This window comes from Salmonella sp. 2018103 (assembly GCF_026247685.1).
In the GTDB taxonomy this organism is placed as follows: domain Bacteria; phylum Pseudomonadota; class Gammaproteobacteria; order Enterobacterales; family Enterobacteriaceae; genus Salmonella; species Salmonella enterica.
Map to the genome: position 1 here is coordinate 2765283 of NZ_CP111029.1, position 25040 is coordinate 2790322.

Consider the following 25040-nt stretch of genomic DNA (forward strand, 5'->3'; position numbering starts at 1 on the left):
CGAATGCCAACTCAAGAAGCAAAAGCGCACCGCGTCGGCGAATGGGCAAGCCTGCGTAATACGTCGCCGGAAATTGCCGAAGCCATTTTTGAAGTCGCTCACTATGACGAGAAACTGGCAGAAAAAATATGGGAAGAAGGTAGCGATGAGGTGCTGATCAAAGCCTTTGAGAAAACGGACAAAGACTCGCTCTTCTGGGGCGAACAAATCATCGAACGTAAGAACGTATAACACAAACGCCCCCGCCTGCGCGGGGGCATACGGCTATTTTGCGGCAGTGTTCATGACGTTATCGAACTTATCCAGCGGACAGAAGCCGTTCGCATCCACCGGACATCCTTTCAGTTCCAGGGTTACCCTTTGCGCGGGCGATTTGAGCGTTAACGCTTCCGCATTGCGTAACTGCCGGGCGCTCTGGTAGACATACTCGATTTTCATCAAATCCCGGTTAGCGTTGCCGTCATGCCAGCGTTGGAAGACAAGCTGGCCGCCAATCGGCGTTCTCTCATACTGGTCATGGAGCTGATAGGGTTTAAAATCCAGCGCCGTCAGCAGCGACGCGATATTGGAGTCATGCCCCACCAGCACGGTCACCTTCGGCGCGCTAACGCGATCGGCAACCAGCACCTTATCGATATATTTCACCAGCGGCGCAGCGACATTGCGCGCCACCGTGGGTGAGGTAAACAGGCTGTCCTGATAGCCGTTTTTCAGTTTTGACAGCACTTTCCACTGCCGATCGGTGTGGATCCCGCCCCAGGCGACCTGATCCATCGGAAACCCTTCGTAATATTGCAGGGTAAACGCATCCACCAGCGAGTTCCCTACTTTCAGCGGCCCCTGCACGCCAGGCTCTTGCTGATAGTTCGCGCTGAAGGTATCTTTCGCGTCGATTAGCGAACACTGATGCTTCTCTTTGCAGGACGGCGAGTCCTGATAATGCGTTATCTGCTCAAGCAGTTTATAACTCTCATCAAGATGTAGCTGACTACGCGCCTTTTCCATCGCCTGTACGGCCTGTTGCCGGAACGCGGCGGAATCATCGGTAATCACCGGATTGAAGGTAGGATCCATAGTGCCCATTTTTTCCTGATGATGAACAGGAATATCACAGCCGGGGAAAGCGCCGGTAATGAAAAATTGCGCGGTGGCGACGGTGCGCTGCAAACTATTCGCATAGGCATATACCGTGTCGGGTGCCGGACATTCTCCCGACGGTATCAGCCCCTGCGCGACCAGCCATTCACGTGTGTAGTGTCCCATATAGACTTCCAGCACGCCGCCTTTCGTCGTCAGTTGCCCGCCGGGAACGTCCCACGCCGGCCAGGCATTCGGCGTCGACTGCGCCAGTACGCTGCCATTATTCGCCAGCGGTGCCCGCAGATTATGGCGGCTCATCATCAGCACCTGTTGTAATTGATAACCCTCCGGCGTTGTCTGCGCCTGTACGGCGGATGACAACAAAACAGCCCCTGCCACAGCAACAGCGAGTAATGATTTTTTCATCCCTATGACCTCTTATTGTTATCAAATCGTTCTGAGTGTGACAGAAATGGATCATTTTTCCGGGAACGATTTCGCAAAACGGGGGTTTTTCTTACAGTAAACGCGTTAGCGCCGGGAAACCCCGGCGCATATTCAGAACGTTTTTGCCCACCACAGCCGAAGCTTCATGCCCCAATAGCTGGTCCAGCCGCTGGTGGTGAACACAACCCGACCTTGTGAAACCACCACCAGCGTTGGCGTCACGCTGATTTCCCAGCCAGCAGATAAGGCGCCATTAGCATCATTGACGACCGGAAAGTCAACGCCCTTGCGCGCCAGCCAGCGGGCAACCTCAGCGTCATCGCCGGAGCGGAGCGCAACGGTCATGACGTTTTCCCCTTCCGCCGCCAGACGAGCGACCGTAGGCGTAGTAAAGCGGCATACCCCGCACCAGCTGGCCCAAAAATAGAGCAGTACGGGGCGTTCTTCGCTCAATGTCGCCAGAGTTGTCGACTCTCCCGTCAGCGTATGTAACGGTGTCGCGGCAAACGCCGGAGGCGCCTGCGGCGCGCGCCAGACGTCCATGACCACCATTATCGCGATGAGGAGCGCCAGAAAAACCGCGGCTTCACGCAGCCAACGCCGCAGTTTACCCGCCATTGGCAGCCGCCAGTTTTTCTTTCACCACCGCTTCCAGCGTATCCCAGGGCACTGCGCCCGGAATCAGCTCGTCGCCAATGATCGTCGCTGGCGTTCCTTGCACGCCGACCAGCCTTGCCAACTGCAAATTAGTGCGTATCGTTTCCATGCTTTTTTCATCCAGCGTCACTGGCGTAGCCCCTGCTTTCTGCTGGGCCTGTTTAATACTGTCATCCGTATGGTAACCGCGCTTTTGCATGAGTTTTTCATGTAGCGCGAGGAACTGTTGCGGATGCTCGCGCCAGGTGGTCAGCGCAATACGCGCCGCCAGTACGGAGCTCTCTCCTTTGAATGGCAGCGGTTTAATAATGACCGCAACGTCAGGATATTTCTGCACAATCTTTTCCAGCATCGGATCGAGCTGTTTGCAGTACGGGCAGTTGTAATCCGTAAAGTTCACCAGCGTCAGCTTAGGGTGTTTAGTGCCTATCCGCGGGCTGGCAGGATCGTTAAACAACGCCGCATGGATCAGATTTTCAATCTGCTTTTCCTGATCCGGCGTAAAAGGAGCAGTTTCTTGCGCGATGCTCAGCGTCGAAAACAGCGCCAGCAGTAAAACAATCATGTATTTCATTGGGTTATTCCTTTCGCTTTTTTCAACGTTTGTAATACCGCATCGCGGGTCAGCAAAGTGGGCAGTGCCTCCCCTTCCGGCAAGCCGGGGCCATATACCTGATTAAACGGCACGGCGACCTGACCACGCGTTTTCAGAAAATCTGTAATGGCATCGGACGGCAGCGTCCAGTCTCCCCGCAGCGCCACAACATCCGGCTGTTGCAAGGCGTCCTGCACATCCTCTTTTTGCAGGACGTTGTATTTATTCACTTTACAGGTAATACACCAGTCCGCAGTAACATCGACAAATACCCGCTTATGCTGCGCCAGCGCCGACTGGATTGCCTGTTCACTCAACGGTTGCCACTGAACCGTGTCTTGCGCGCTCTTTGACGCAGTGAAGCCGAAATGCGGCAGGAGTAACGTCGCCAGCCAGATAGCCGACCCCAGCATCATCAGACCGAGGATCCTGCGCAGGACATTCATCCAACGCCCGGGGCGCGGTAAACGTAGCGCAAGCCCTGGTCGTATCGCGACCAGTAGCCACGGCGCGCTCATTCCCAGGCCAAGCGCAAGGAACAGCCCCCATAGCGTCGGCAACGACGCCGTGAGCGCCACCGCCACCGCCGTACCCAGAAACGGCGCGCTACAAGGCGTCGCCAGCAGCGTGGCGAACGCCCCCTGCCAGAAATGTCCCGACATACCGTTACCGCCGTAAGTGGCCAGTTTCGTGGTCATAGATGAGGGAAGCCTGAACTCAAAAAGCCCGAACAGGCTGGCGCTAAACAACAACATCACCAGAGCCATAAAACCAATAAACCATGCATTCTGGAACTGGACTCCCCAAGCCAGCGCATGGTTTGACAGGCGAAGGAGGGTCATAAACGCCGCCAGCGCCATAAATGACGCAATGATACCGGCGACCGAAGCCAAAAATTGTCGCCTGATGTGAGAGCGGCTTTTTTCCTCTACCAATAAAATAGAGCCAAGTTTCATGCCCAGAACCGGCAGCACGCAGGGCATTAAATTAAGAATCAGTCCGCCGATCAGCGCCATCATTACAACTTGCCAGAAAGGTAGCGCCGCATTGTCCGGCGTTTGCGCTGGCGCAGCGCCAATGGTTTGCGTGCTCTCCTGGGCGATAGCGCCATCGGCTAACACGAGGGTCAGCGATTTGTTGCGCAAATCGGGCGCCTTTTCGCCCCAACTGTCCGTCACCGGCACCGTCGCCTGTAACCTGTCGCCCTCTACGCGCAGGCGAGGCTTCGCAAAATCGACGTCATCTATGGTGTCAAGATAGAGCCCGGGCGATGACCAGCCCGCCGCTCGCGTAGCAGTGACCACCAGTTCTCCCGGGCGATAGCCGACCTCAAGCGAGTCCGTTAGCCCACTGCGGAGCGGAACTTTACCCATCGCCCGCGCATAGTCATGGGCAAAATCGGCATTCTGCACAGTGGGCGTCACGGAAAAGGGGTAATCGGTCAACAGACAAACATTGCTGCAGGTTGATAACGTCAACACGCCGCTCAAGGTCGCCGGCGGCGTACCGCGCACGATCATCGGAAAGGTCACCTCGTCGTGATATCCCTGGGTGGTGATATTCGCCACATCAAAGCGCGAGGGGGTTGGCCAGAACCAGCTTACCTCAGGCATGTCGCCTTTCCAGGCGATAGAGGGTGCCACGCCCCCTTCCCCCGGCGCGCGCCAGTAGGTTTTCCAGCCGTTTTCCAGTTTGACATCCAGCAACAGCCGGGTCTCACCGTTAGCGGACGTATCGGCACGTAGCCGTATGCTGGCATGGTCGTTATCGGGCGAACGCAGCCAGCCGCTTTCCGCCGCCCAGGAGACGGGCAGCCAAAGCCATAACAGGCAGAACAGTATCCGCCTGAACAAAATCATCATATTTTTTCTCCGTGAATGAGTAATTAACCGTTAGCAATAACCGGTCTGTCATTCACGGAAGACACAAAATCGTAGATGTACCCGTAATGTGGGCGGCGAAATAGCCCGTGGAGGCGAAAACGGCAGGCGCATGATCCGGACAGGCGCCAGTAAGGAAAGCAGTAGACAAAGCGCAAGGATAGCGCCTTCAAAGAGTACCGGAGGCGCCGCCAGCAGCGACTTGGCGCTTAATTCACAGGGAGTGACCGGCGAGCCGTCATCTGTCGAAGAGGGAGCGCTCACCACCACTGAAGAGGCCGTCGCCTGCATCTGCAAGGCGTGCAGGCCCGCCATGCGTTGCGCGGTACAAACCATTACCACGACACATGCAAGGCAAAGAAACCACCAGCCCATCCGTTGTTGTTTCGCCATTGCGCCCTCACTGTTTAACGCGAGTTATCTTAGCCACTGGCGCGGTTTTGGCAACCTTTCCCCTGTAAAGTTATGTCGGCGCGCTGCGCAACCTTCTGATAGTCGAACAACGTAATTTATTCTTACTAATGATATAACTGGTGTTTTCATACGCACTTTTCAGGTTTACCCTACACTTAGTGGAGAAACCTTTTTGGGGTCCCTTCTGTATGTATTGATTTAGCGAGATGATGCTATGGAACTTAAGGATTATTACGCCATTATGGGCGTGAAACCGACGGACGATCTCAAGACGATTAAGACCGCCTATCGCCGACTGGCCCGCAAGTACCATCCAGATGTCAGCAAAGAACCCGATGCCGAAGCCCGTTTCAAAGAGGTTGCTGAAGCATGGGAAGTGCTGAGTGATGAGCAACGGCGCGCCGAGTATGACCAGTTATGGCAACACCGTAACGATCCACAATTTAATCGCCAGTTCCAGCAACACGAAGGCCAACCGTATAACGCCGAAGATTTTGATGATATTTTCTCGTCTATTTTTGGTCAGCACGGTCGCCATTCGCACCACCGCCACGCCGCACGCGGTCATGATATCGAAATTGAAGTGGCGGTATTCCTGGAAGAAACGCTGGAAGAGCACCAGCGTACGATTAGCTATTCCGTCCCCGTTTATAACGCGTTCGGTCTGGTGGAGCGGGAAATTCCCAAAACATTGAATGTGAAAATCCCGGCTGGCGTCAGCAACGGGCAACGAATCAGACTGAAAGGCCAGGGCACGCCGGGGGAAAACGGCGGACCCAATGGCGATTTATGGCTCGTTATCCATATTGCCCCGCATCCGCTCTTTGATATCGTCAATCAGGATCTGGAAGTCGTCCTTCCGCTTGCCCCATGGGAGGCGGCGCTCGGCGCGAAGGTGTCTGTGCCAACGCTTAAAGAGCGTATTTTGCTGACCATTCCCCCCGGCAGCCAGGCAGGTCAGCGGCTGCGTATCAAAGGAAAAGGATTAGCCAGTAAAAAGCACACTGGCGATCTCTATGCCATCATCAAAATCGTTATGCCGCCGAAACCTGACGAGAAAACAGCTGCCCTGTGGCAACAACTGGCGGACGCGCAGTCGTCCTTTGACCCACGCCAGCAATGGGGGAAAGCATAATGGCTAACATCACTGTCACCTTTACCATCACCGAATTTTGTTTGCATACCGGCGTGACGGAAGAGGAGCTAAACGAAATCGTCGGACTTGGCGTAATTGAGCCTTACGAAGACGATAACGCCGACTGGCAATTCGACGATCGCGCAGCGAGCGTGGTACAACGCGCGCTACGCTTACGCGAGGAGCTGGCGCTCGACTGGCCTGGGATCGCGGTCGCGTTAACACTGCTGGAAGAGAATTCACGGCTGCGCGAAGAAAACCGGTTACTGCTGCAACGCCTTTCTCGCTTTATCTCGCATCCCTAATCCACGATAAAGGCAATAAACCGAGGGTGGGCTTTCTGCCCGCCCCGGATTTACATGCACCCGGTATAATACCAGAATGCCTCTGACATACTTCCCCCAACGGAAGAAATATAGCCTTTCACCGCGCACAACCCGATCAACGAACCGCCAATGTCAGCCATTAATGCGCCATTGCGAAGATCATCGTTTAAATAAAGACCAGCCACAAGTTCACATTTTTTAGATACGTCGGTTATTTTTACACGTTAGCGATCATTTATTGCCTGAAGAATATATTCTTTCACTGTTTTGTACTCTCTGGTTGATACGTACCTTCTCCCTGTCAATGCCGGGTAAAATGTACCGCTGCGCTTACAGGTTGCAGTATTTATAAATAAGAAATACAACAGTCACTTACAGTTTAATAATTGAGCGTTATAACATCCACTGCCGCCCAATATTTACACCACGTATAAAATACAAAAATGTAATAGAATGTAAACAAAATAAGAGCATAAAATAAATAACTTATTAAAAAATCAATATAAATAGAGTGGTCAATAAAAAACGATCGTTTTCAACGAGTTATGTTTCTCAGATTTTCATCTATCCTGAATAGGCTTGCGGAAAATGTAATTTACACCATTGACTATTTCACTTAAAAGGTTTCTGTAATGGAATGGAAGGTCGTTGATACAGTTATAAGTCCCTCTACCGGAGTATCGTTCTCATGCATACATAGCCTAAAAAATCTTAGATTGACCTTATGGTATCAGGCAGATGTTTACATGCCTCCAGGTAGCATTATCATCCCCTTTAATAAGGGGGTCTTAATAAACGATAAACTTTATCCCGTTACTGTTTACAACGTTACCAGGTTTAATCCTGTTCTATGGAAATCGCTTAAAGAAAATAGCCACTGTCCTGGTAACTGCAATCCTAAACCAGAAGCCTGCAGTTATCCTTTCGAGTGTCTGGTATCCGTTTGTCCATTTGGTTTAACCAGAAATATTCAAATAGATAATAAGAAAGTTTAGGAAATAAAGTATGCATTAGCCATACTACTGATTAAGTGTATTCGCGCACGTTTGCAGTATTTTGCAGTTAAATATGTTTGATATAAAAATTGTACAGTTCGGATATTTTTTGATTCGTTTAATCTAACCTTCACTTTGGCAACGAGGAGCCGGTACAGAGGATATTACTGATGGCCGGCAGACAAAGAAACGCATTGCTTTTAACACTGTATAAATTCCATCCGTGACATTCTTATTTAGTAATATTTCACCAGAGCAATCATCTTACCTTTATTGTGCATAAAAATCAGCAAGTAGTGTTTAGAAAAAATAATGTTTTAGACAAAAGCTCTGCGTGTCATGCTGATCGCCAAAAGCATAACGGGCTGACATCATGTCAGCCCGTGGGTTTACCCCTGCCCTGATACTTACGGTACGCTTATCGTCATATTGTCATGACCGACAATGACAGGGCCCGGGTAATTTTTCATGGCTTCCTGTTGCCAGACGTCATCCGCAACCGTCGCAGGCACCAGATGACTTAACACCAGTTTTTTCACGTGGGCCTCGCGAGCAATCTTACCGACATCTTCAATCGTGGTGTGATGCGACGCAATCGCTTCAGCCAGCGTTTTTCCGTTGCCAATACTATTAGCCAGTTTTGCTACCGAAGGGACATGTACCGCCTCATGTACCAGGATATCCGCCCCTTGGGCAAACGTTGCAAGCGGCGGAAACCAGGACGTATCGCCAGAGAAGACGATTCGCTTACCCTGGGTATCAAAACGGTAAGCAAACGCTTCACCGTCCGGGAAAGGGGAATGAGGCACTTTCAGCGCGCTTATTGTAACCAGTTCATCTTTATAGATGACGCCCTGGCTAATATCGGTCGCCTTAACCAGGTTGCGCGGATCGGGTTTCCCCTCTTCTTCCATGCGTAGCGTGATATCCCTGTCAAAGACCTTCCAGCTAGCCTTCGTCATCGCCTGGGTTCCCGGCGGGCCATACACCTGTATGGTATGGTCTTTCAGACCACTTGCCCAGGCATTCATCAGCAAGGAAGGATAATCCAGTATGTGGTCGCTGTGCAGATGGGTGAGCAAAATAGTATTGATGTTGCGCAGTGGAATGCCGTTTTTCACCAGTTGCAGACTGGCGCCGTAGCCGGCATCTATCAGCCATATTTTATCGCCGATAGTGAGCGCCGTCGCTTGCGGTAGTCTGGCTGTATTGAGCAAAGAAGGCCCGCCTTTGGTGCCCAGTAAAACAATGTTGATCTCTTGAGGCGCAGGAGCACCAGCAGCAATAGCAAGGTGGCTTTGCGCCAGCATACAAACCGCCAGCATAGCGACGCTTTTTTTCATCATGTTTTTACTCTTCTTAGTTGAGAAAAGAGGGAACTTCACGTTGGCGAAACTGCGAAGGAGAACAGCCAGCAAGGCGATTAAAGAAACGGGCGAAATAAGCCGGATCTTTAAAACCTAATTGCCAGGCGATCTCGTTGACAGCATTGTCGGAAAAAAGCAGCAGTCGTTTCGCCTCGCGTAATTGCCGATCAAAAATCAGGCGCTTAGGCGGGCGATTAGCAAAACGTCGGCAAATATCGGTCAAACGAGATTCGGTAATATGCAACTCGCAGGCATAATCGGGCACCGTCCAGTGCTGATGGAAGTGGTTGTCAATTAACAGGGTAAAGCGCTGAAAAAGTTTCAGTTCACCGCGCATCCCGGTTGCGGCGTGATCGTCCAGCTTCGCATTACGCAACAGCAAGGTAAATACCGCCTGCGCCAGTAGCACCAGGGTATGTTCGCAGCCAGCCAGTTGTTCCGTGGACTCCCGCTCAATTAGCTGCCAGTAATGTTTGAGCGCCGCCAGCTCGTTGGGTTTATCCGCCAGCGACAGACAGATCCCCGGCAAGCCGAAGGCCTCTCTGGTGCCGGGATAAAGCACTTCCAGCAGCGGCCAAACCAGCTCTTCGCGTACCGTCAGAACATGACCATCGCTATCCGATTCGGTAATAAAAGCATGTGGCACCGAGGGCGGCGTAAGCACAAATAGCGGCGCCTGCACCGAATAGCGATGATCGTCGAGCTGTAGCTCAATCTGCCCGGTATCAAGAAAGTGCATTTGAAAAAACTGGTCGTGGCGATGCGCCTGCATATCACGACCAAAGAAATCCGCCATACGAGCAAACGACTGATAATGCACATCGTTACTGCCCATGCTTTCGTCATACTCTTTGCTGATATCAATATTGGCGATCGCACGTTGGCACATAGTTTCTCCTCAAGGGGTGGCGCGCGGACGCGATGCTTTCATGGGAATGAGCCAGATAATGGCGGCGCCGACGACTAACAGAGAAGCGACAAACCAGAGTCCGCTATTGAAGCTACCGGTGATATCTTTTAGCCAGCCAATCATAAATGGGCTGAGTGCGGAGCCAATATTGCCGGTGGCATTGATGACCGCAATGCCTATTGCCCTGGCGCGTAAACTGATCGACTGATCCGGCGTGGTCCAGAAGATCGCCATCGCGCTAAAGGAACCCGTGGATGCCATCACGATCCCCAGGAGCTGGATCAGGTTATGGTCGGTCGCCGACGCCAGCAGCCAGCCCGCGGCGGCAAACAGGAACGGCAACGCCGTGTGATGTTTACGCTCCTGATGTTTGTCCGAATGGCGGCTCCAGTAAATCATGCCCAGAATAGTACAAATCTGCGGGATCGCCGCCAGCAGGCCGATGGTGATATTGCTGCTGCCTTCATTAAAACTTTTCAGGATTTGCGGCGTCCAGATACTAATGGCGCTAAGCGTATTGGTAAGGCAAAAATAGGCCAGCGTATACATCAGTACAATTGGCGTGAATACTTCGCGCCACAGACTACGCTGCTGCATGGCGTTATGGCTGATGGCCCCCTCCGGCTGAACCAGCGTCAGGCGGTCATTATCCATCATCTCCTGCAAACATTTTTTATCCTCTGCCGTCAGCCATTTGGCTTTTGCCGGGGTATCATCCAGGTAAAACCAGACCATAATGCCTAACAAAACTGACGGAAATCCCTCCAGCAGGAATAACCACTGCCATCCATGCAGATTGAATATGCCGTCCAGCGATAAAATATAGCCGGAGACAATCGACCCCAACGCGGTAGTGGCCGGCATGGCAATCATAAATAATGCGTTGGCGCGGGCGCGGAAAAATGCCGGGAACCAGTAGGTTAAATAGAGCAATATTCCTGGCAAAAAGCCCGCTTCGGTAATGCCCACCAGCATTCGCAGCACATACAGGCTTTTCGGTCCCACCGCGAACATCGTAGCGGTAGATGCAATGCCCCATAGCACCATAATGGTCGCAATCCAGCGGCGGGCGCCGACGATGCTCAACATCACGTTGCTGGGAATGCCGAAAATGACGTAGGTGGCGTAAAACAGCGTCGTGGCAAGGCCAAACATGGTGGCGCTTAACCCCAGATCCTGCCCCATCGTCAACCCGGCAAAACCGATGTTGATACGGTCTAAAAACGAGAAGATAAACAACACGAATAAAAATACGATCAGTCGGCGGAACAGTTTATTTATGACGGTTTGTTGACCCGTGCTGAGCGCGTTGTGCGAACGGACAGACTCGGGGCTTTCCGGAAGTGCAGATGATGTGTCGCTCATTTTTTTTCCTCTGATGGGAATTTTTGTAGGGTACTACGGTTGCCCGGTAGCGCTACGCTTACCGGGCCAGGCTTAATAGACGCCGGACGCACCGGACAGGTTTTTTTCTGCGCCAAAGCGCGCCGCCAGCGCCTCCGCTCCGCGCGCCAGCAGCGTGGTGTCAACGCCGACGGCGACAAATAGCGCCCCCAGTTCCAGATAACGTTTCGCCAGTGCTTCATTGGCCATCAGAATCCCCGGCGCTTTCCCCGCCGCGCGTATCTGCACGATGGCGTTCTCAATCGCCGCCTGCACTTCCGGGTGCTGCGGATTGCCGGCAAAGCCCATATCGGCGCTAAGATCCGCCGGACCAATAAACACGCCGTCAATGCCATCCACGTCGAGAATTGACGCCAGATTGCTCATCGCCTCACGCGTTTCAATCTGCACCAGTACACACATGGCGTCGTTGGCCTGGTGGAGATAGTCCGGAATGCGGTTCCAGCGCGATGCCCGCGCCAGCGCGCTGCCCACGCCGCGAATACCGGCAGGCGGATAACGCGTAGCCGCCACGGCGTTTCGCGCTTCATCGGCATTCTGCACCATCGGTATCAGCAGCGTTTGCGCGCCGACGTCGAGCAGTTGCTTAATCTGTACCGGATCGTTCCATGACGGACGCACCACCGGCTGGCTGGGATAAGGCGCAATCGCCTGCAACTGGGTCAACACCGTCTGCACGTTGTTTGGCGCGTGTTCACCGTCAATCAGTAGCCAGTCGAAGCCGGCGCCCGCTAACAGTTCAGCGCTGTAACTATTGGCAAGCCCCAGCCACAAACCGATTTGCGGGCGCCCCGCTTTTAACGCGTCTTTGAAAGCATTTTTCATCGTTTTTTCCTTACACAAACCGGCAACTGATCGCGCCCATGTTGCCGTAATCGACATGGAAAGTGTCGCCCTTGCGCGCCGGCACCGGGCGGGTGAACGAGCCGCCGAGGATGATCTGCCCGGCTTCAAGCTGGACATCGTAGGGGGCAAGCTTGTTCGCCAGCCACGCCACGCCGTTGGCCGGATGATTCAGCACGCCTGCGGCGACGCCGGTTTCTTCGATCACGCCGTTGCGATAGAGCAGCGCGGAGATCCAGCGCAGATCCAGCTCGTCTGGTTTGATGGGACGACCACCGAGGATCACCCCGGCGTTGGCGGCGTTGTCGGAAATGGTGTCGAACACTTTGCGCGGGCGCTGGGTTTCCGGGTCGATGTTGTGGCTACGGGCGTCAATCAGTTCCAGCGCCGGAATCACATAATCCGTGGCGTTGTAGACGTCGAACAGCGTGCAGTGAGGGCCGCGCAGCGGTTTCGCCAGCACGAACGCCAGCTCCACTTCAATACGCGGGACGATAAAACGGTCGGTGGGGATATCGCCGCCGTCATGGAAGAACATATCGTCAAGCAGCGCGCCGTAATCCGGTTCGCTGATTTGCGAGCTGGCCTGCATCGCTTTTGAGGTCAGGCCGATTTTGTGGCCTTTGAGCGTGCGCCCTTCGGCGATCTTGATATTGACCCATTCACGCTGTACGGCATAGGCATCTTCAATAGTGATGTTGGGATAATCCAGCGACACTGCGCGAATCTGTTCACGCTGTTTTTCAGCCTGATTAAGTCGCTGGGCGATCAGGGTATGGGTCTGTTTATCGAGCATAGTTGCTTCCTGTTACGTCATTCGGTGCTGCTGCGCCGGGTGGCGACGCGGGTGCGTCTTACCCGGCCTACGGTTCGGTATTGCTTCGTGCATCGTTTTTTTTGTAGGCCCGGTCAGCGCAGCGCCACCGGGCGAAAGAGTGTGCTATTTAAACAGCGCGTGTACGTTGTTTTGTTTGTAATTGAGCGTCGGATGTAGCTCGGCAATCTCAAACGACAGCGCCAGATAGCGGTTCTCCATCAGGTCGGCGAAGTGGGCTTTAATCAGCCCAAACAGCATTTCGCCAACTTCCTGACGGCTCTCCAGGCTGCGCCCGGCGCCGATTTTCAGCGTCATATGCACAAACGCGTAATCATGCTTACCGTCAGCCATCTGCCAGGTATCCAGCCAGTGGGCGCGACTGCGGATACCGCCGATGGGGAAAATCCCGCTGGCGGCCAGCGCCTCGTTTACCTTGCTGAACAGGCCGGGTAAATCAGCCTGCTCGCGAATATTTTCAGTACATTCAGCAATAAAGTGCGGCATAAACACCCCTTACGCAGGCAGCGGGAAAACAGCGTTCACCTGGCCGGTACCGGAGCTGGCGAACAGGTCGGTGATGAACTCCACCTTGCCGTCGTATTTGTCCCAACCCAGCATTCCCAGCAGCATGACCGTGTCGTGCATGTTGCCTTCGCCGTAGCAGTAGTCGGCGTACTCCGGCAACATGGTGCAAAACTCCTTGAATTTGCCTTCGCGCCACAGCTTGACCACGCGCTCGTCCATTTGATGATCGAACTCGCGGGTGTAGCTGTTCATCCCCTCTTCCGCCCGTTGGTCGTCAATAAAACGGTGCGACAGAGAACCACTGGCGAATACCGCTACGGTACCGTCATATTTCTCAATCGCCTTGAGAATGGCTTCACCCAGTCTGCGGCTGTCGGCAAAATCATGCACAGTGCAGAACGCCGAGATGGAGACCACTTTGAAGTGCTTGTCGCTGTTCATGTAGCGCATCGGTACCAGCGTGCCATACTCCAGCTTCAGGCTCGGGATGTTATGCGCTTTAGCGCGCACGCCCAGTTTGACTGCCTCGTCGGCGATCAGATGGCCGAGCTCCGGATTACCGTCATAGTCATAGGTCATGTCGCGAATAAAGTGTGGCAATTCGTTGCTGGTATAGACGCCCTGGAAATGGTCGGCACAATTAATGTGGTAAGCGCTATTCACCAGCCAGTGGGTGTCGAATACGATAATGGTGTCAACGCCCATTTCGCGGCAACGCTTGCCAATTTCAATATGCCCATCAATGGCTGCCTGACGACAACCGTGATTTTTTCCCGGCAGTTCAGAAAGATACATCGACGGCACGTGGGTAATTTTTGCTGCTAACGCTAACTTGCCCATATCAAACTCCCCATTTTGGGATAGGATGGTCGCCCATTGAGATGCAGACGTTTTTCATTTCCGCAAACACTTCGAAGCTATATTCGCCGCCTTCGCGCCCGGTACCGGAGGCTTTCACGCCGCCGAACGGCTGGCGCAGGTCGCGGACGTTCTGGGTGTTGACGAAGACCATGCCGGCTTCAATCCCACGCGCCAGGCGCAACACTTTGCTCACGTCCTGGGTCCAGATATAAGAGGCCAGACCGTATTCCACGTCGTTCGCCAAACGTAACCCTTCCGCTTCGTCTTTGAATGGCAGCAGGCAGGCGACCGGCCCAAAGATCTCTTCCTGCGCGACGCGCATACGGTTGTCGACATCGGCCAGCACGGTTGGGCGCAGGAAGTTACCGCCTTTCAGATGCGCAGGCAGGTCAGTGGGTTTTTCCGGGCCGCCCGCCAGCAGCGTTGCACCTTCTTCAATGCCGAGGCGGATATAACCGGAGACTTTCTCCCAGTGCTGTTGGCTAATCAGCGCGCCGACCTGGGTGTTCGGGTCGGTCGGATCTCCGACACGCAGGCGATTCGCGCGTTCGGCAAAGCGCTTCACGAACTCAGGGTAAATGCTCTGCTGGATAAAGATGCGCGACCCGGCGGTGCAGCGTTCGCCGTTGATCGAGAAGATGGTGAACAGCGCGGCGTCCAGCGCGCGCTCAATGTCGGCATCTTCAAAAATCAGCACCGGCGATTTGCCGCCCAGCTCCATCGAGTATTTTTTCAGGCCAGCATTTTTCATGATATTGCGACCGGTGGCGGTCCCGCCGGTAAACGACACCGCACGCACGTCATGGTGGCGTACCAGCGCATCGCCCGCCGTCGCGCCATAGCCCTGCACCACGTTCAGCACGCCTGCCGGAATTCCTGCCTCCAGCGCCAGCTCGCCCAGCCTGTCGGCAGTCAGCGGCGACAGCTCGGACATTTTGAGCACCGCCGTGTTGCCCAGCGCCAGGCACGGCGCGACTTTCCAGGTCGCGGTCATAAACGGCACGTTCCACGGCGACACCAGCGCGCAGACGCCGACGGGTTGCACCAGCGTATAATTGAGCATTTTATCGTCAACAGGATAGGTCTTGCCGTTCATCTGCTGGCACACTTCGGCGAAGAATTCGAAGTTATGCGAGGCGCGCGGGATCAGCACGTTTTTAGTCTGGTGAATAGGCAGGCCGGTGTCGGCGGTTTCCATCGCCGCGATTTCCGGTACGTTCTGGTCAATCAGGTCACCCAGACGACGCATCAGGCGCGCGCGCTCTTTCATCGGCAGGTTGGCCCATTTCGGGAACGCCTCTTTGGCCGCCGCGACAGCCTGGTTCACTTCTGCTTCACCGCCGGAGGCCACTTCCGCCAGCACGTCACCAGTCGCCGGGTTAGTGGTTTGGAAGTAGTCGTTACCTGCAACATTTTTGCCGTTAATCCAATGATTTATTTTCTTCATTTTGCGCTCTCCTCACTGACGATTCGGTTAACCAGGCGACCCACGCCTTCTACTTCCACGACAACTTCATCCCCCGGCACCACATCGGACAACCCTTTCGGCGTACCGGTGGCAATCATGTCGCCCGGTTGCAACGTCATAAATTCGCTCAGATAAGAAATCAGGAACGGGATGCTGAAGATCAGATCGGCGGTCGTCCCTTCCTGCCGCAGCTCACCGTTGACAAAGGTGCGTAACGTCAGGTTATGCGGATCAGAAACCGCCTCTTTATCCACAATCCACGGGCCTATCGGCGTCAGGCCGTCGCGGCTTTTTACCCGCAGATTTGGACGGTAGTAGTTTTCCAGATAGTCGCGGATCGCGTAGTCGTTACAGACGGTGTAACCGGCCACATACTCCATGGCTTCGGCTTCGCTCACCTTACGCGCCGTTTTGCCAATTACCACGACCAGTTCGGCTTCATAATGCATATATTCGACGTTGTTCGGGCGCACCGACGTTTGATGATGTTCGGTAAAGGTGTTTGGCGCTTTGATAAATACCAGCGGCTCTTTCGGCGGCGTAAATGCCAGCTCGCTGGCGTGATCGGCGTAGTTCAACCCCAGCGCAAATAGCGTTCCCGTTGCTGACAACGGCCACGTAAACGTCTGGTGGCGGGCGAATTCATCTTCTGCGACAACCGGATTTTCCAGAGCGGGTAAACCTTTCGCCAGAATACGCACCCGATCGCCGGGACGCAGCGCAACGCGATTCTGCGGCGTACCGAGTAAGATCGCATCGCCAGGGTTAAGCGTAGCGAACTCACTTAACGCGCTAAGCAGCTGTGCGGCGCTACGCTGTAAATCGGCAGTATTCCAGTGGTCCGCTTCTCGTCCGTTGATTTCAGTGATAATGGTGAGGTTATCCACATCACTCAGCGGCGCCATTTCACCCAGTGGGCAAAAGCCATCGCGACATTTCGCTTTAATCGCCGGGCGATAAAAGCTCTCTTCCGGCAGGCTGACCTCGTTAGCCAACGCATACCCGGCGATATAGTCCGCCGCCGCTTCAGGGCGTATCCGGCTGGCGGTTTTCCCCACAATGAGCGCCACTGTCGCGCCGCTCAGTACCTTTTCTCCCTGCGGATAAGGAATGGGTTCGCCGTGACGAATCACCGTATTACGCGGCTTGATGAACCACACTGCGGTTTTAGGCGGCGCATTATAGGGAGGCTGAGAGAAAGCCTCTTGCCAGGCATCAAGCTGGCTGCGATGGTTTAACGCAACGGCGAAAACAGTACCCTTCATACATAAACTCCTCAGGCCGATTTAACGGGCTGTGATTTCATTAATATATTAATGATTAGATTTATGCTTTCGCTGTACATTTAGCAAGCTGAAGTAAAGTATTTGTGATGTGATTAACAATATTTTCACAAATTTATTATAAAATACATATATATCAAAGAGTTAAATAAAAACCCCTGTTTCTGTTAAACTTTGGACATAAAACAGATGTCATAGCTCACATCGGTAAACATGATTATTCAGGTATTAATAATTCTGCAAAAGAGAAACGCTTATGCATGATTCATTAACCATCGCATTGCTTCAGGCGCGCGAAGCGGCAATGACCTATTTCCGCCCCATCGTTAAAAGCCACAATCTGACCGACCAGCAATGGCGCATTGTGCGAATCCTGGCCGATAGCCCCTCTATGGATTTTCACGAGCTGGCCTTTCGTACCTGCATTTTGCGTCCAAGTCTGACCGGAATATTGACGCGCATGGAGCGAGACGGACTGGTGTTGCGACTCAAGCCGGTTAACGATCAGCGTAAGTTATATGTCATGTTGACGGAGCAGGGACAAACGTTGTACGCCCGTGCCCGGAGCCAGGTAGAAGAGGCTTATCGAAAAATTGAGGCCGATTTCACGCCCGAAAAAACACAGCAATTGATGCTGCTGCTGGACGATCTTATTGCTCTGGGGCGCCAGCCTCCTGATAGCGAAGCGGAAGCATAGTATTCTTTCCTTCCCTCGCCGCCGACACGGGAATCCCCTCCCGCTTACAACGTTGACGGCGATCGCATTTTACTCTTCTTCTTCGACGTTCATCTGAAAAGTACCCGCCGTTGTCCTGAAAGTCTCTTCACAGTTTACGCTTCTGCCTATTCAATTAAACAACAAATAAGAAACATATTATTAACAAAACATTCCGATTAACGAGGAAGAGGCCGCAATGAAACCTGAAGATTTTCGTACTGATAACAAGCGTCCGTTAACGGGCGAAGAGTATTTAAAAAGCCTGCAGGACGGGCGGGAAATTTATATTTACGGTGAACGCGTTAAAGATGTTACGACACATCCGGCATTCCGCAATGCCGCAGCCTCTGTCGCACAACTGTATGACGCATTACATAAACCGTCGATGCAAGATACCCTGTGCTGGAATACCGATACCGGCAGCGGCGGTTATACGCATAAATTTTTCCGCGTGGCGAAAAGCGCAGACGATCTGCGCCAACAGCGTGATGCTATCGCCGAGTGGTCACGCCTGAGTTACGGCTGGATGGGACGCACACCGGATTACAAAGCCGCCTTTGGCTGCGCTCTGGGCGCTAACCCAGCTTTCTACGGCCAGTTTGAGCAGAACGCCCGTAACTGGTACACCCGTATTCAGGAGACCGGCCTGTACTTTAACCATGCTATCGTCAACCCGCCCATTGACCGCCACAAACCTGCCGACGAAGTGAAAGACGTCTATATCAAGCTGGAGAAAGAGACGGACGCCGGGATTATTGTCAGCGGAGCGAAAGTTGTCGCCACTAACTCCGCCCTGACTCACTACAACATGATTGGTTTCGGCTCAGCCCAGGTGATGGGCGAAAACCCGGATTTTGCTCTGATGTTTGTCGCGCCAATGGATGCCGAAGGCGTAAAACTTATTTCGCGCGCCTCGTATGAAATGGTCGCGGGCGCGACGGGCTCGCCGTTTGATTATCCACTCTCCAGCCGCTTTGATGAAAACGATGCCATTCTGGTGATGGATAAGGTGCTGATCCCGTGGGAAAACGTGTTGATTTACCGTGATTTCGATCGTTGCCGTCGCTGGACGATGGAAGGCGGCTTTGCCCGTATGTATCCACTGCAAGCCTGTGTTCGTCTGGCGGTTAAACTTGATTTCATTACCGCGCTGCTGAAAAAATCGCTCGAATGTACGGGTACCGTAGAGTTCCGTGGCGTGCAGGCCGATCTCGGCGAAGTCGTGGCCTGGCGCAATATGTTCTGGGCATTGAGCGATTCTATGTGTTCTGAAGCAACCCCGTGGGTAAACGGCGCCTGGCTACCGGACCACGCTGCACTGCAAACCTATCGTGTGATGGCCCCAATGGCCTACGCGAAAATTAAAAATATTATTGAACGTAACGTTACCAGCGGCCTGATTTACCTGCCTTCCAGCGCCCGCGATCTGAATAATCCGCAAATCGACCAGTACCTGGCGAAATACGTACGTGGCTCTAACGGAATGGACCATGTTGAACGTATCAAAATTCTTAAATTGATGTGGGATGCCATCGGCAGCGAGTTTGGCGGCCGCCATGAGCTGTACGAGATTAACTACTCGGGCAGCCAGGATGAAATTCGTCTGCAGTGCCTGCGTCAGGCCCAGAGCTCCGGCAATATGGATAAGATGATGGCAATGGTCGATCGCTGCCTCTCCGAATACGATCAGAATGGCTGGACGGTTTCGCATTTGCACAATAACGACGACATCAATCAACTGGATAAGCTGCTGAAATAACGCGGCAGGAGGTTCTCATGCAAGTAGATGAACAACGTCTGCGTTTTCGCGATGCGATGGCAAGTCTGGCGGCAGCGGTCAACATCGTAACCACGGCGGGTCACGCCGGACGCTGCGGTATCACCGCAACAGCGGTCTGCTCCGTCACCGATACGCCGCCCTCCGTAATGGTATGTATTAATGCCAATAGCGCCATGAACCCCGTTTTTCAGGGTAACGGCAGGCTGTGCATTAATGTACTTAACCATGAGCAGGAGCTGATGGCGCGCCACTTTGCCGGTATGACGGGGATGGCGATGGAGGAGCGTTTTCACCAGCCATGTTGGCAAAACGGACCGCTGGGCCAGCCGGTACTTAACGGCGCGCTGGCCGGTCTTGAAGGCGAGATCAGCGAGGTACAAACCATTGGCACGCATCTGGTGTATCTGGTGGCGATCAAAAATATTATCCTTAGCCAGGATGGGCATGGCCTGATTTATTTCAAACGCCGTTTTCATCCGGTCAGACTTGAGATGGAAGCGCCTGTTTAACCGTCACTCATGCCCACAAGCGGGATAACCACCGCTTGTGGGAGAAGAGTCGATACGCTGAAGATTTTTATTCCCGCCGCGATGTTTGATCGCCATAAATCGCGGCGATTAATACAATCTAAGAGCCTATCCCACCAGGCGTTATTGGCGCAGCCAGTTTGGACACGGACAGCGCGCAAAAACCGGAGCGTACACGTAGTACGTGAGGTTTGACTCGCTACGCTCGCCCTTCGGGCCGCCGCTAGCGGCGTTCAAAACGCTAACGCGTTTTGGCGAGCACTGCCCAGGTCCAAAATGGCAAGTAAAATAGTCCTAATGGGATAGGCTCTAAATTAGCTCCCGCGATAGGTTGAATAACCATACTGACTTAATAACAGCGGCACATGATAGTGCTCATTCGTTTTGCTGATATGAAACTCGACGGGAATCTCCGGGAAAAACGTATCCAGTTTTTTACTTTCAAAATACTGGCCGGTTTTAAAAATAACGCGATAATCCCCCGGCGCGGCAGCTTTTTCGGGCCACAGTGCTTTAATACGTCCGTCCTGGTCGGTATGCCCGGTATTTAATTGCGTCCATCCGTTATCCTTTTTCTGCTCCAGTACCACCTCCACGCCGGGCGCCGGTTTGCCTGTTTGCTGATCGAGAATATGTACGCTGAGAATATTGTTGCCAGCGGCCAGCGCCATTGCCGGGGCTGCAACAAGAGATGCTATCGCGGTAGCCAGTATATATCGTTTCATGCTTCACTCCTTTACGGTATTGATGCAGGAAAATATATCTGGCGCGTCCAGGATTAACCTTACACGGACATGACAATTATGTCATCTTGTTGGAGATTTACGGATTCGCTACCAAGCCTATGGCATACTGCGTCGATGAAGATTTTATTGATTGAAGATAACCAGAAAACCATTGAGTGGGTACGTCAGGGACTCACGGAGGCAGGCTATGTGGTTGATTATGCCTGTGATGGACGAGACGGATTACACCTGGCCCTTCAGGAACATTATTCTTTGATTATTCTTGATATTATGCTGCCGGGGCTTGATGGATGGCAGGTTTTACGCGCGTTACGCACTGCGCATCAGTCCCCTGTTATTTGCCTGACGGCGCGCGACTCGGTTGAGGATCGCGTCAAAGGTCTTGAGGCGGGCGCTAATGATTACCTTGTTAAGCCTTTTTCCTTCGCCGAACTGCTGGCCCGGGTGAGAGCTCAACTCAGACAGCACGTCCCGGTCTTTACCCGACTGACGATCAATGGTCTGGACATGGATGCCACAAAGCAATCGGTATCACGAAATGGCAAACCGATTTCCCTGACCCGCAAAGAATTCCTGCTCCTCTGGTTACTGGCCTCCCGGGCAGGAGAAATTGTGCCCCGAACCGCGATCGCCAGCGAAGTTTGGGGAATTAACTTTGATAGTGAAACCAACACCGTTGATGTCGCGATTCGTCGGCTGCGCGCCAAAGTAGACGATCCATTTGAAAAGAAGCTCATCATGACCGTCCGGGGGATGGGTTATCGATTACAGGCGGAAACGTCGCAGAATGGTTAAGTTATCAATGACGCTGCGCCTGACAATTTCTTTTATCGCCATACTTATCCTCGCCTGTACCGGCATTAGCTGGACGCTCTATAACGCGTTGAGCAAAGAATTAACGTATCGGGATGATATGACGCTAATAAATCGGGCGGCGCAAATGCAACAACTGTTACTGGATGGCGCCAGACCGGAAAATCTGCCGCTCTATTTCAATCGAATGGTGGATACGAAGCAGGATATCTTATTGATCCATTCAGCAACAGGCCACAAGGTTGCGATTAATCATAGCGGCATCCCCGACCAACGCTTTAACGAGATTCCGCTGGCTAAAAACATCACCCGCGAAACCTTATTTCGCCAGGCGGTACAAGGCACGGAACTGACCGCGGTACGAGTAAACGCCAGAAGCGGCGATGACCCGCTGACCCTTACTATTGCCAGGCTGGCGACGGAAAGACGGCAAATGCTGGCGCAATATCACCGCAACAGTTTGCTGATTAGCCTTATCGCGATCCTCGTCTGTTCGGCGCTCAGTCCATTAGTCATCAGAAACGGGCTGCGGGCCATTACGTCGCTCAGCCGACTCACCGCGGCGACAGATAGCGGCACACTTCGCCAGCCGTTGGCGGAACAGGCGTTACCCGTTGAGCTCAGGCCGCTTGGACAAGCGCTAAATACCATGCGCCAGAAGCTTTCCGACGATTTTGAACGCCTGAACCAATTTGCCGACGATCTGGCGCATGAGCTGCGCACGCCTGTTAATATTTTACTGGGGAAGAATCAGGTGATGCTGAGTCAGGAACGCAGCGCCGAAGAGTATCAACAAGCCCTTGTCGATAATATTGAAGAGCTGGAGGGACTGTCGCGACTGACAGAAAATATTCTCTTTCTGGCACGCGCGGAGCACCAGAATATAGCGGTAAAAAAACAGCCTGTTTCGCTCAATGCGCTGGTCGAAAATATGCTGGATTATCTTAGCCCCCTTGCCGAGGAGAAGCGCATCTGTTTTATAAATCAATGTCAGGGAACGGTATGGGCTGACGAAATATTATTACAAAGAGTGCTCTCAAACCTGCTGACGAATGCCATCCGTTATTCTGATGAAAACGCCGTGATACGTATTGAAAGCGCTTATGATGATAACGTTGCAGAAATTCGGGTCGCTAATCCGGGCAGCCACCCCGCCGATGCGGATAAGCTTTTCCGGCGTTTTTGGCGAGGAGATAATGCCCGCCACACTGCCGGTTTCGGCCTGGGGTTATCGTTAGTTAACGCGATTGCTCTATTACACGGTGGTTCGGCATCTTACCGCTATGCCGATGAACATAATATCTTTTCGGTTCGTCTGCCTGATAGCGGTGATAGCTAAGGTCAGTACAGGTTCTGTTCCCCTTCCCTGCCACAGGGCTGTGGTTATCAATACAACCTCAATAAAGAGAAAATAAAGGATGCCGGCAAAGAATATTGCTGGCTCGATCACTTTCTCGGTTTCCAATCCAGGGTCAATTCATCCCATAACGCGTTATTCAGTGGGAACCTTTATGAAAAAGTATCTTGCATTCGCCGTTACGCTGCTGGGTATGGGTAAAGTCATCGCCTGTACTACCCTTTTGGTAGGCAATCAGGCTTCGGCTGACGGCTCCTTTATTATCGCGCGCAACGAGGATGGCTCGGCAAATAACGCCAAGCATAAGGTTATTCATCCCGTCGCGTTTCATCAACAAGGCGAGTATAAAGCACATCGGAACAATTTTAGCTGGCCGCTTCCGGAGACAGCGATGCGCTATACGGCGATTCATGACTTTGATACTAACGATAACGCCATGGGTGAAGCCGGTTTCAATTCGGCGGGCGTCGGAATGAGCGCAACGGAAACCATTTATAACGGCAGAGCGGCGCTGGCTGCCGATCCTTACGTGACAAAAACGGGAATCACGGAAGACGCCATTGAGTCCGTGATCCTGCCAGTGGCGCAATCGGCGCGTCAGGGCGCCAAATTACTGGGAGACATTATTGAACAAAAAGGCGCAGGCGAAGGTTTCGGCGTCGCGTTTATTGATAGCAAAGAGATATGGTATCTGGAGACGGGAAGCGGTCATCAATGGCTGGCAGTACGACTTCCGGCAGATAGCTATTTCGTTTCCGCCAATCAGGGACGTTTACGCCATTACGATCCGAATGATAACGCGAATTATATGGCGTCACCAACGTTAGTAAGCTTTGCGAAAAAGCAGGGATTATATGATCCGGCCCGTGGCGAATTCGACTTTCATCAAGCCTATTCGCAGGATAACAAAAACGATACCACCTATAATTATCCGCGCGTCTGGACGCTACAACACCAGTTTAATCCGCATCTGGATACGGCCGTTAGCGAAGGAGAAACATTTCCTGTTTTTTTAACGCCAATAACGAAAATTAGCGTGGCGGCAGTAAAAAACGCGTTACGCAATCACTATCAGGGAACGTCGCACGACCCTTATGCCAGTCATAATCCACAAGAACCATGGCGACCTATATCCGTTTTTCGTACCCAGGAGTCACATATTTTACAGGTCAGACCGAAATTACCGCAGGCTATCGGCAACGTAGAATACATCGCCTATGGAATGCCATCTCTTAGCGTCTATCTCCCCTATTATCAGGGAATGCGTCATTATCAACCCGGAGATGATAAAGGAACCGATCGGGCGAGCAACGACTCTACCTACTGGACATTCCGCACGCTGCAAACGCTGGTTATGCAGGACTACAATGCGTTTGCGCCAGATGTGCAACACGCCTGGAAAACATTTGAACAGCAAACAGCTAAGCAGCAGTATAAGATGGAGCAGAGCTATCTGAGATTATATGCGTCGCATCCGAAAGAAGCGCAACGCTTACTGCAAAATTTTGAAGATAAAACGATGCAAAATGCGCAGACGCTCGCCCGTCGCCTGACTAATAATATTATTACGACAATGACTTACCGCACAGATATGAAATATCACTTTTCAAGTACGCAACCATAAATTTAATGACAATCTATTAGCCACTCATACACAATAAGATAAAGCGGCACCAGAATTAGCCAGATATAAAAGACAATAATTATTATGGATTCATAGAGAGGATAGTTTATGACACTCCAGGCAAATATCAGCAGAGAGACAAAAGCGGCAAAAACCCAGGAGGTATATAAGCACGTTGTTCTTTTCAAAATGGCCGCCTCCTCTCGCATAAAACGATAACTACAACTTATGTCCCGTGTTACATAACTTTTCCCGACAGGCCTCTTTTACCCACGCTGAAAAATTCCGCGTCTTTTCAGATTTCAACGCGAATTCTATCTGTTCAAGCATGGAATAGGAAAAACGAATATTCTTCGTCACGGTCTTACTTGTCCGGGGCTTTGCTGGCATACACACACCTGTATAACATTTGATGTAACGCCGTTACTTTACGCAGGAGTAAATCGGTGAATTTGATCTGAGTCAAGA

General features: G+C 52.6%; 27 protein-coding genes. 11 read left to right on the forward strand and 16 right to left on the reverse strand.

All coding sequences use genetic code 11. The annotated features are described in order from the left end of the window. Nucleotides 1–3 precede the first annotated feature (3 nt). Complete coding sequence (locus tag OLG56_RS13530; protein WP_001143125.1) at nt 4–231, forward strand: YccJ family protein; 228 nt, start codon at nt 4–6, stop codon at nt 229–231. Between the two features lie 33 nt (nt 232–264). Here the strand turns inward: OLG56_RS13530 and agp are convergent, their stop codons facing one another. The 5 genes from agp to OLG56_RS13555 all read right to left on the reverse strand — a co-directional run bounded on the left by agp (nt 265) and on the right by OLG56_RS13555 (nt 5052). Beyond that, a complete protein-coding gene (agp, locus tag OLG56_RS13535) occupies nt 265–1506 on the reverse strand; it encodes a bifunctional glucose-1-phosphatase/inositol phosphatase (RefSeq protein WP_000749201.1) in 1242 nt (413 codons plus the stop codon). A 132-nt stretch (nt 1507–1638) separates the two neighbouring features. Beyond that, nucleotides 1639–2145, reverse strand: a complete 507-nt coding sequence (locus OLG56_RS13540; protein WP_000907525.1) for a protein disulfide oxidoreductase — start codon at nt 2143–2145, stop codon at nt 1639–1641. Next, nucleotides 2135–2758: a DsbA family protein gene (locus OLG56_RS13545; RefSeq protein ID WP_000876694.1), complete on the reverse strand. Its 624-nt coding sequence runs from the start codon at nt 2756–2758 to the stop codon at nt 2135–2137. The genes OLG56_RS13540 and OLG56_RS13545 overlap by 11 nt, the downstream gene beginning before the upstream one ends. After that, entirely contained in the window at nt 2755–4641 is a 1887-nt protein-coding gene (locus OLG56_RS13550) for a protein-disulfide reductase DsbD family protein (RefSeq protein ID WP_000972972.1), read from the reverse strand. Before OLG56_RS13550 ends, OLG56_RS13545 begins: the two co-directional genes overlap by 4 nt. 48 nt (nt 4642–4689) lie before the next feature. Continuing rightward, nucleotides 4690–5052 (reverse strand): hypothetical protein, encoded by a 363-nt coding sequence (locus tag OLG56_RS13555; protein ID WP_001118907.1) that lies wholly within the window; start codon nt 5050–5052, stop codon nt 4690–4692. A 235-nt stretch (nt 5053–5287) separates the two neighbouring features. Here OLG56_RS13555 and cbpA point away from each other — a divergent pair, with 235 nt between their 5' ends. From cbpA to OLG56_RS13570, 3 genes are all read left to right on the forward strand, one after another. Further along, entirely contained in the window at nt 5288–6208 is a 921-nt protein-coding gene (gene cbpA, locus OLG56_RS13560) for a curved DNA-binding protein (RefSeq protein WP_000420603.1), read from the forward strand. After that, complete coding sequence (cbpM, locus tag OLG56_RS13565) at nt 6208–6513, forward strand: chaperone modulator CbpM (RefSeq protein ID WP_001284251.1); 306 nt, start codon at nt 6208–6210, stop codon at nt 6511–6513. The genes cbpA and cbpM overlap by 1 nt, the downstream gene beginning before the upstream one ends. A 653-nt stretch (nt 6514–7166) precedes the next feature. Continuing rightward, complete coding sequence (locus OLG56_RS13570; protein ID WP_001537781.1) at nt 7167–7529, forward strand: anti-adapter protein IraM; 363 nt, start codon at nt 7167–7169, stop codon at nt 7527–7529. Between the two features lie 407 nt (nt 7530–7936). On the opposite strand, the gene OLG56_RS13575 is transcribed toward OLG56_RS13570, so the two are convergent. The 9 genes from OLG56_RS13575 to hpaG form a co-directional block, all read right to left on the reverse strand. After that, a complete protein-coding gene (locus tag OLG56_RS13575) occupies nt 7937–8875 on the reverse strand; it encodes an MBL fold metallo-hydrolase (protein ID WP_000976558.1) in 939 nt (312 codons plus the stop codon). A gap of 13 nt (nt 8876–8888) precedes the next feature. Next, nucleotides 8889–9785, reverse strand: a complete 897-nt coding sequence (hpaA, locus tag OLG56_RS13580) for a 4-hydroxyphenylacetate catabolism regulatory protein HpaA (protein WP_000336602.1) — start codon at nt 9783–9785, stop codon at nt 8889–8891. A gap of 9 nt (nt 9786–9794) precedes the next feature. Next, a complete protein-coding gene (gene hpaX / locus OLG56_RS13585) occupies nt 9795–11171 on the reverse strand; it encodes a 4-hydroxyphenylacetate permease (RefSeq protein ID WP_001285795.1) in 1377 nt (458 codons plus the stop codon). A gap of 72 nt (nt 11172–11243) precedes the next feature. Further along, nucleotides 11244–12035: a 4-hydroxy-2-oxoheptanedioate aldolase gene (hpaI, locus tag OLG56_RS13590; RefSeq protein WP_000785062.1), complete on the reverse strand. Its 792-nt coding sequence runs from the start codon at nt 12033–12035 to the stop codon at nt 11244–11246. Between the two features lie 10 nt (nt 12036–12045). Continuing rightward, nucleotides 12046–12849, reverse strand: a complete 804-nt coding sequence (gene hpaH, locus OLG56_RS13595) for a 2-oxo-hept-4-ene-1,7-dioate hydratase (RefSeq protein WP_000884795.1) — start codon at nt 12847–12849, stop codon at nt 12046–12048. Between the two features lie 144 nt (nt 12850–12993). Further along, complete coding sequence (locus OLG56_RS13600; protein WP_001119849.1) at nt 12994–13374, reverse strand: 5-carboxymethyl-2-hydroxymuconate Delta-isomerase; 381 nt, start codon at nt 13372–13374, stop codon at nt 12994–12996. A 9-nt stretch (nt 13375–13383) separates the two neighbouring features. Continuing rightward, on the reverse strand, nt 13384–14235 hold the full coding sequence (gene hpaD / locus OLG56_RS13605; RefSeq protein ID WP_000516978.1) for a 3,4-dihydroxyphenylacetate 2,3-dioxygenase: 852 nt from the start codon (nt 14233–14235) through the stop codon (nt 13384–13386). Nucleotide 14236: 1 nt separating this feature from the next. Then, nucleotides 14237–15703: a 5-carboxymethyl-2-hydroxymuconate semialdehyde dehydrogenase gene (gene hpaE / locus OLG56_RS13610; protein ID WP_023220319.1), complete on the reverse strand. Its 1467-nt coding sequence runs from the start codon at nt 15701–15703 to the stop codon at nt 14237–14239. Next, complete coding sequence (gene hpaG, locus OLG56_RS13615) at nt 15700–16989, reverse strand: 4-hydroxyphenylacetate degradation bifunctional isomerase/decarboxylase (RefSeq protein WP_000679210.1); 1290 nt, start codon at nt 16987–16989, stop codon at nt 15700–15702. Before hpaG ends, hpaE begins: the two co-directional genes overlap by 4 nt. Before the next feature lie 274 nt (nt 16990–17263). Between hpaG and hpaR the strand changes: the two genes are divergently transcribed. The 3 genes from hpaR to OLG56_RS13630 all read left to right on the forward strand — a co-directional run bounded on the left by hpaR (nt 17264) and on the right by OLG56_RS13630 (nt 20014). After that, complete coding sequence (hpaR, locus tag OLG56_RS13620) at nt 17264–17704, forward strand: homoprotocatechuate degradation operon regulator HpaR (RefSeq protein ID WP_000543923.1); 441 nt, start codon at nt 17264–17266, stop codon at nt 17702–17704. A 217-nt stretch (nt 17705–17921) separates the two neighbouring features. Next, nucleotides 17922–19484: a 4-hydroxyphenylacetate 3-monooxygenase, oxygenase component gene (hpaB, locus tag OLG56_RS13625; protein ID WP_000801496.1), complete on the forward strand. Its 1563-nt coding sequence runs from the start codon at nt 17922–17924 to the stop codon at nt 19482–19484. A 17-nt stretch (nt 19485–19501) separates the two neighbouring features. Then, nucleotides 19502–20014 (forward strand): 4-hydroxyphenylacetate 3-monooxygenase reductase subunit, encoded by a 513-nt coding sequence (locus OLG56_RS13630; protein ID WP_001195556.1) that lies wholly within the window; start codon nt 19502–19504, stop codon nt 20012–20014. Nucleotides 20015–20346: 332 nt separating this feature from the next. Here OLG56_RS13630 and hiuH read toward each other — a convergent pair whose 3' ends face one another. Next, a complete protein-coding gene (hiuH, locus tag OLG56_RS13635) occupies nt 20347–20757 on the reverse strand; it encodes a hydroxyisourate hydrolase (protein ID WP_000833182.1) in 411 nt (136 codons plus the stop codon). Between the two features lie 135 nt (nt 20758–20892). On the opposite strand from hiuH, the gene hprR reads away from it, so the two are divergent. The 4 genes from hprR to OLG56_RS13655 all read left to right on the forward strand — a co-directional run bounded on the left by hprR (nt 20893) and on the right by OLG56_RS13655 (nt 24791). Further along, a complete protein-coding gene (hprR, locus tag OLG56_RS13640; RefSeq protein WP_000698207.1) occupies nt 20893–21573 on the forward strand; it encodes a response regulator transcription factor HprR in 681 nt (226 codons plus the stop codon). Continuing rightward, entirely contained in the window at nt 21566–22930 is a 1365-nt protein-coding gene (locus OLG56_RS13645; protein WP_061377411.1) for a heavy metal sensor histidine kinase, read from the forward strand. The genes hprR and OLG56_RS13645 overlap by 8 nt, the downstream gene beginning before the upstream one ends. Nucleotides 22931–23102: 172 nt before the next feature. Further along, the gene (locus OLG56_RS13650; protein WP_000760232.1) at nt 23103–24572 is read left to right on the forward strand and encodes a C69 family dipeptidase; all 1470 of its coding nucleotides are present in this window, start codon (nt 23103–23105) and stop codon (nt 24570–24572) included. 108 nt (nt 24573–24680) lie between these two features. Then, entirely contained in the window at nt 24681–24791 is a 111-nt protein-coding gene (locus tag OLG56_RS13655) for a hypothetical protein (protein ID WP_000174815.1), read from the forward strand. On the opposite strand, the gene OLG56_RS13660 is transcribed toward OLG56_RS13655, so the two are convergent. Continuing rightward, on the reverse strand, nt 24792–24962 hold the full coding sequence (locus OLG56_RS13660) for a YlcI/YnfO family protein (RefSeq protein ID WP_001111006.1): 171 nt from the start codon (nt 24960–24962) through the stop codon (nt 24792–24794). It lies immediately after the preceding gene. Between the last annotated feature and the right edge of the window lie 78 nt (nt 24963–25040).

Coding starts and splice junctions, on each gene's coding strand:
- OLG56_RS13530 (WP_001143125.1), top strand. CDS start 4: ATGCCAACTCAAGAAGCAAAAGCGCACCGCGTCGGCGAATGGGCAAGC.
- hpaX (WP_001285795.1), bottom strand. CDS start 11,171: ATGAGCGACACATCATCTGCACTTCCGGAAAGCCCCGAGTCTGTCCGT.
- hpaG (WP_000679210.1), bottom strand. CDS start 16,989: ATGAAGGGTACTGTTTTCGCCGTTGCGTTAAACCATCGCAGCCAGCTT.
- hpaB (WP_000801496.1), top strand. CDS start 17,922: ATGAAACCTGAAGATTTTCGTACTGATAACAAGCGTCCGTTAACGGGC.
- OLG56_RS13630 (WP_001195556.1), top strand. CDS start 19,502: ATGCAAGTAGATGAACAACGTCTGCGTTTTCGCGATGCGATGGCAAGT.
- OLG56_RS13555 (WP_001118907.1), bottom strand. CDS start 5,052: ATGGCGAAACAACAACGGATGGGCTGGTGGTTTCTTTGCCTTGCATGT.
- OLG56_RS13540 (WP_000907525.1), bottom strand. CDS start 2,145: ATGGCGGGTAAACTGCGGCGTTGGCTGCGTGAAGCCGCGGTTTTTCTG.
- OLG56_RS13550 (WP_000972972.1), bottom strand. CDS start 4,641: ATGATGATTTTGTTCAGGCGGATACTGTTCTGCCTGTTATGGCTTTGG.
- OLG56_RS13600 (WP_001119849.1), bottom strand. CDS start 13,374: ATGCCGCACTTTATTGCTGAATGTACTGAAAATATTCGCGAGCAGGCT.
- OLG56_RS13575 (WP_000976558.1), bottom strand. CDS start 8,875: ATGATGAAAAAAAGCGTCGCTATGCTGGCGGTTTGTATGCTGGCGCAA.
- hpaH (WP_000884795.1), bottom strand. CDS start 12,849: ATGCTCGATAAACAGACCCATACCCTGATCGCCCAGCGACTTAATCAG.
- cbpA (WP_000420603.1), top strand. CDS start 5,288: ATGGAACTTAAGGATTATTACGCCATTATGGGCGTGAAACCGACGGAC.
- OLG56_RS13650 (WP_000760232.1), top strand. CDS start 23,103: ATGAAAAAGTATCTTGCATTCGCCGTTACGCTGCTGGGTATGGGTAAA.
- OLG56_RS13660 (WP_001111006.1), bottom strand. CDS start 24,962: ATGCCAGCAAAGCCCCGGACAAGTAAGACCGTGACGAAGAATATTCGT.
- OLG56_RS13645 (WP_061377411.1), top strand. CDS start 21,566: ATGGTTAAGTTATCAATGACGCTGCGCCTGACAATTTCTTTTATCGCC.
- hpaR (WP_000543923.1), top strand. CDS start 17,264: ATGCATGATTCATTAACCATCGCATTGCTTCAGGCGCGCGAAGCGGCA.
- hpaA (WP_000336602.1), bottom strand. CDS start 9,785: ATGTGCCAACGTGCGATCGCCAATATTGATATCAGCAAAGAGTATGAC.
- OLG56_RS13570 (WP_001537781.1), top strand. CDS start 7,167: ATGGAATGGAAGGTCGTTGATACAGTTATAAGTCCCTCTACCGGAGTA.
- OLG56_RS13655 (WP_000174815.1), top strand. CDS start 24,681: ATGACACTCCAGGCAAATATCAGCAGAGAGACAAAAGCGGCAAAAACC.
- hpaE (WP_023220319.1), bottom strand. CDS start 15,703: ATGAAGAAAATAAATCATTGGATTAACGGCAAAAATGTTGCAGGTAAC.
- hpaD (WP_000516978.1), bottom strand. CDS start 14,235: ATGGGCAAGTTAGCGTTAGCAGCAAAAATTACCCACGTGCCGTCGATG.
- agp (WP_000749201.1), bottom strand. CDS start 1,506: ATGAAAAAATCATTACTCGCTGTTGCTGTGGCAGGGGCTGTTTTGTTG.
- hpaI (WP_000785062.1), bottom strand. CDS start 12,035: ATGAAAAATGCTTTCAAAGACGCGTTAAAAGCGGGGCGCCCGCAAATC.
- hprR (WP_000698207.1), top strand. CDS start 20,893: ATGAAGATTTTATTGATTGAAGATAACCAGAAAACCATTGAGTGGGTA.
- cbpM (WP_001284251.1), top strand. CDS start 6,208: ATGGCTAACATCACTGTCACCTTTACCATCACCGAATTTTGTTTGCAT.
- OLG56_RS13545 (WP_000876694.1), bottom strand. CDS start 2,758: ATGAAATACATGATTGTTTTACTGCTGGCGCTGTTTTCGACGCTGAGC.
- hiuH (WP_000833182.1), bottom strand. CDS start 20,757: ATGAAACGATATATACTGGCTACCGCGATAGCATCTCTTGTTGCAGCC.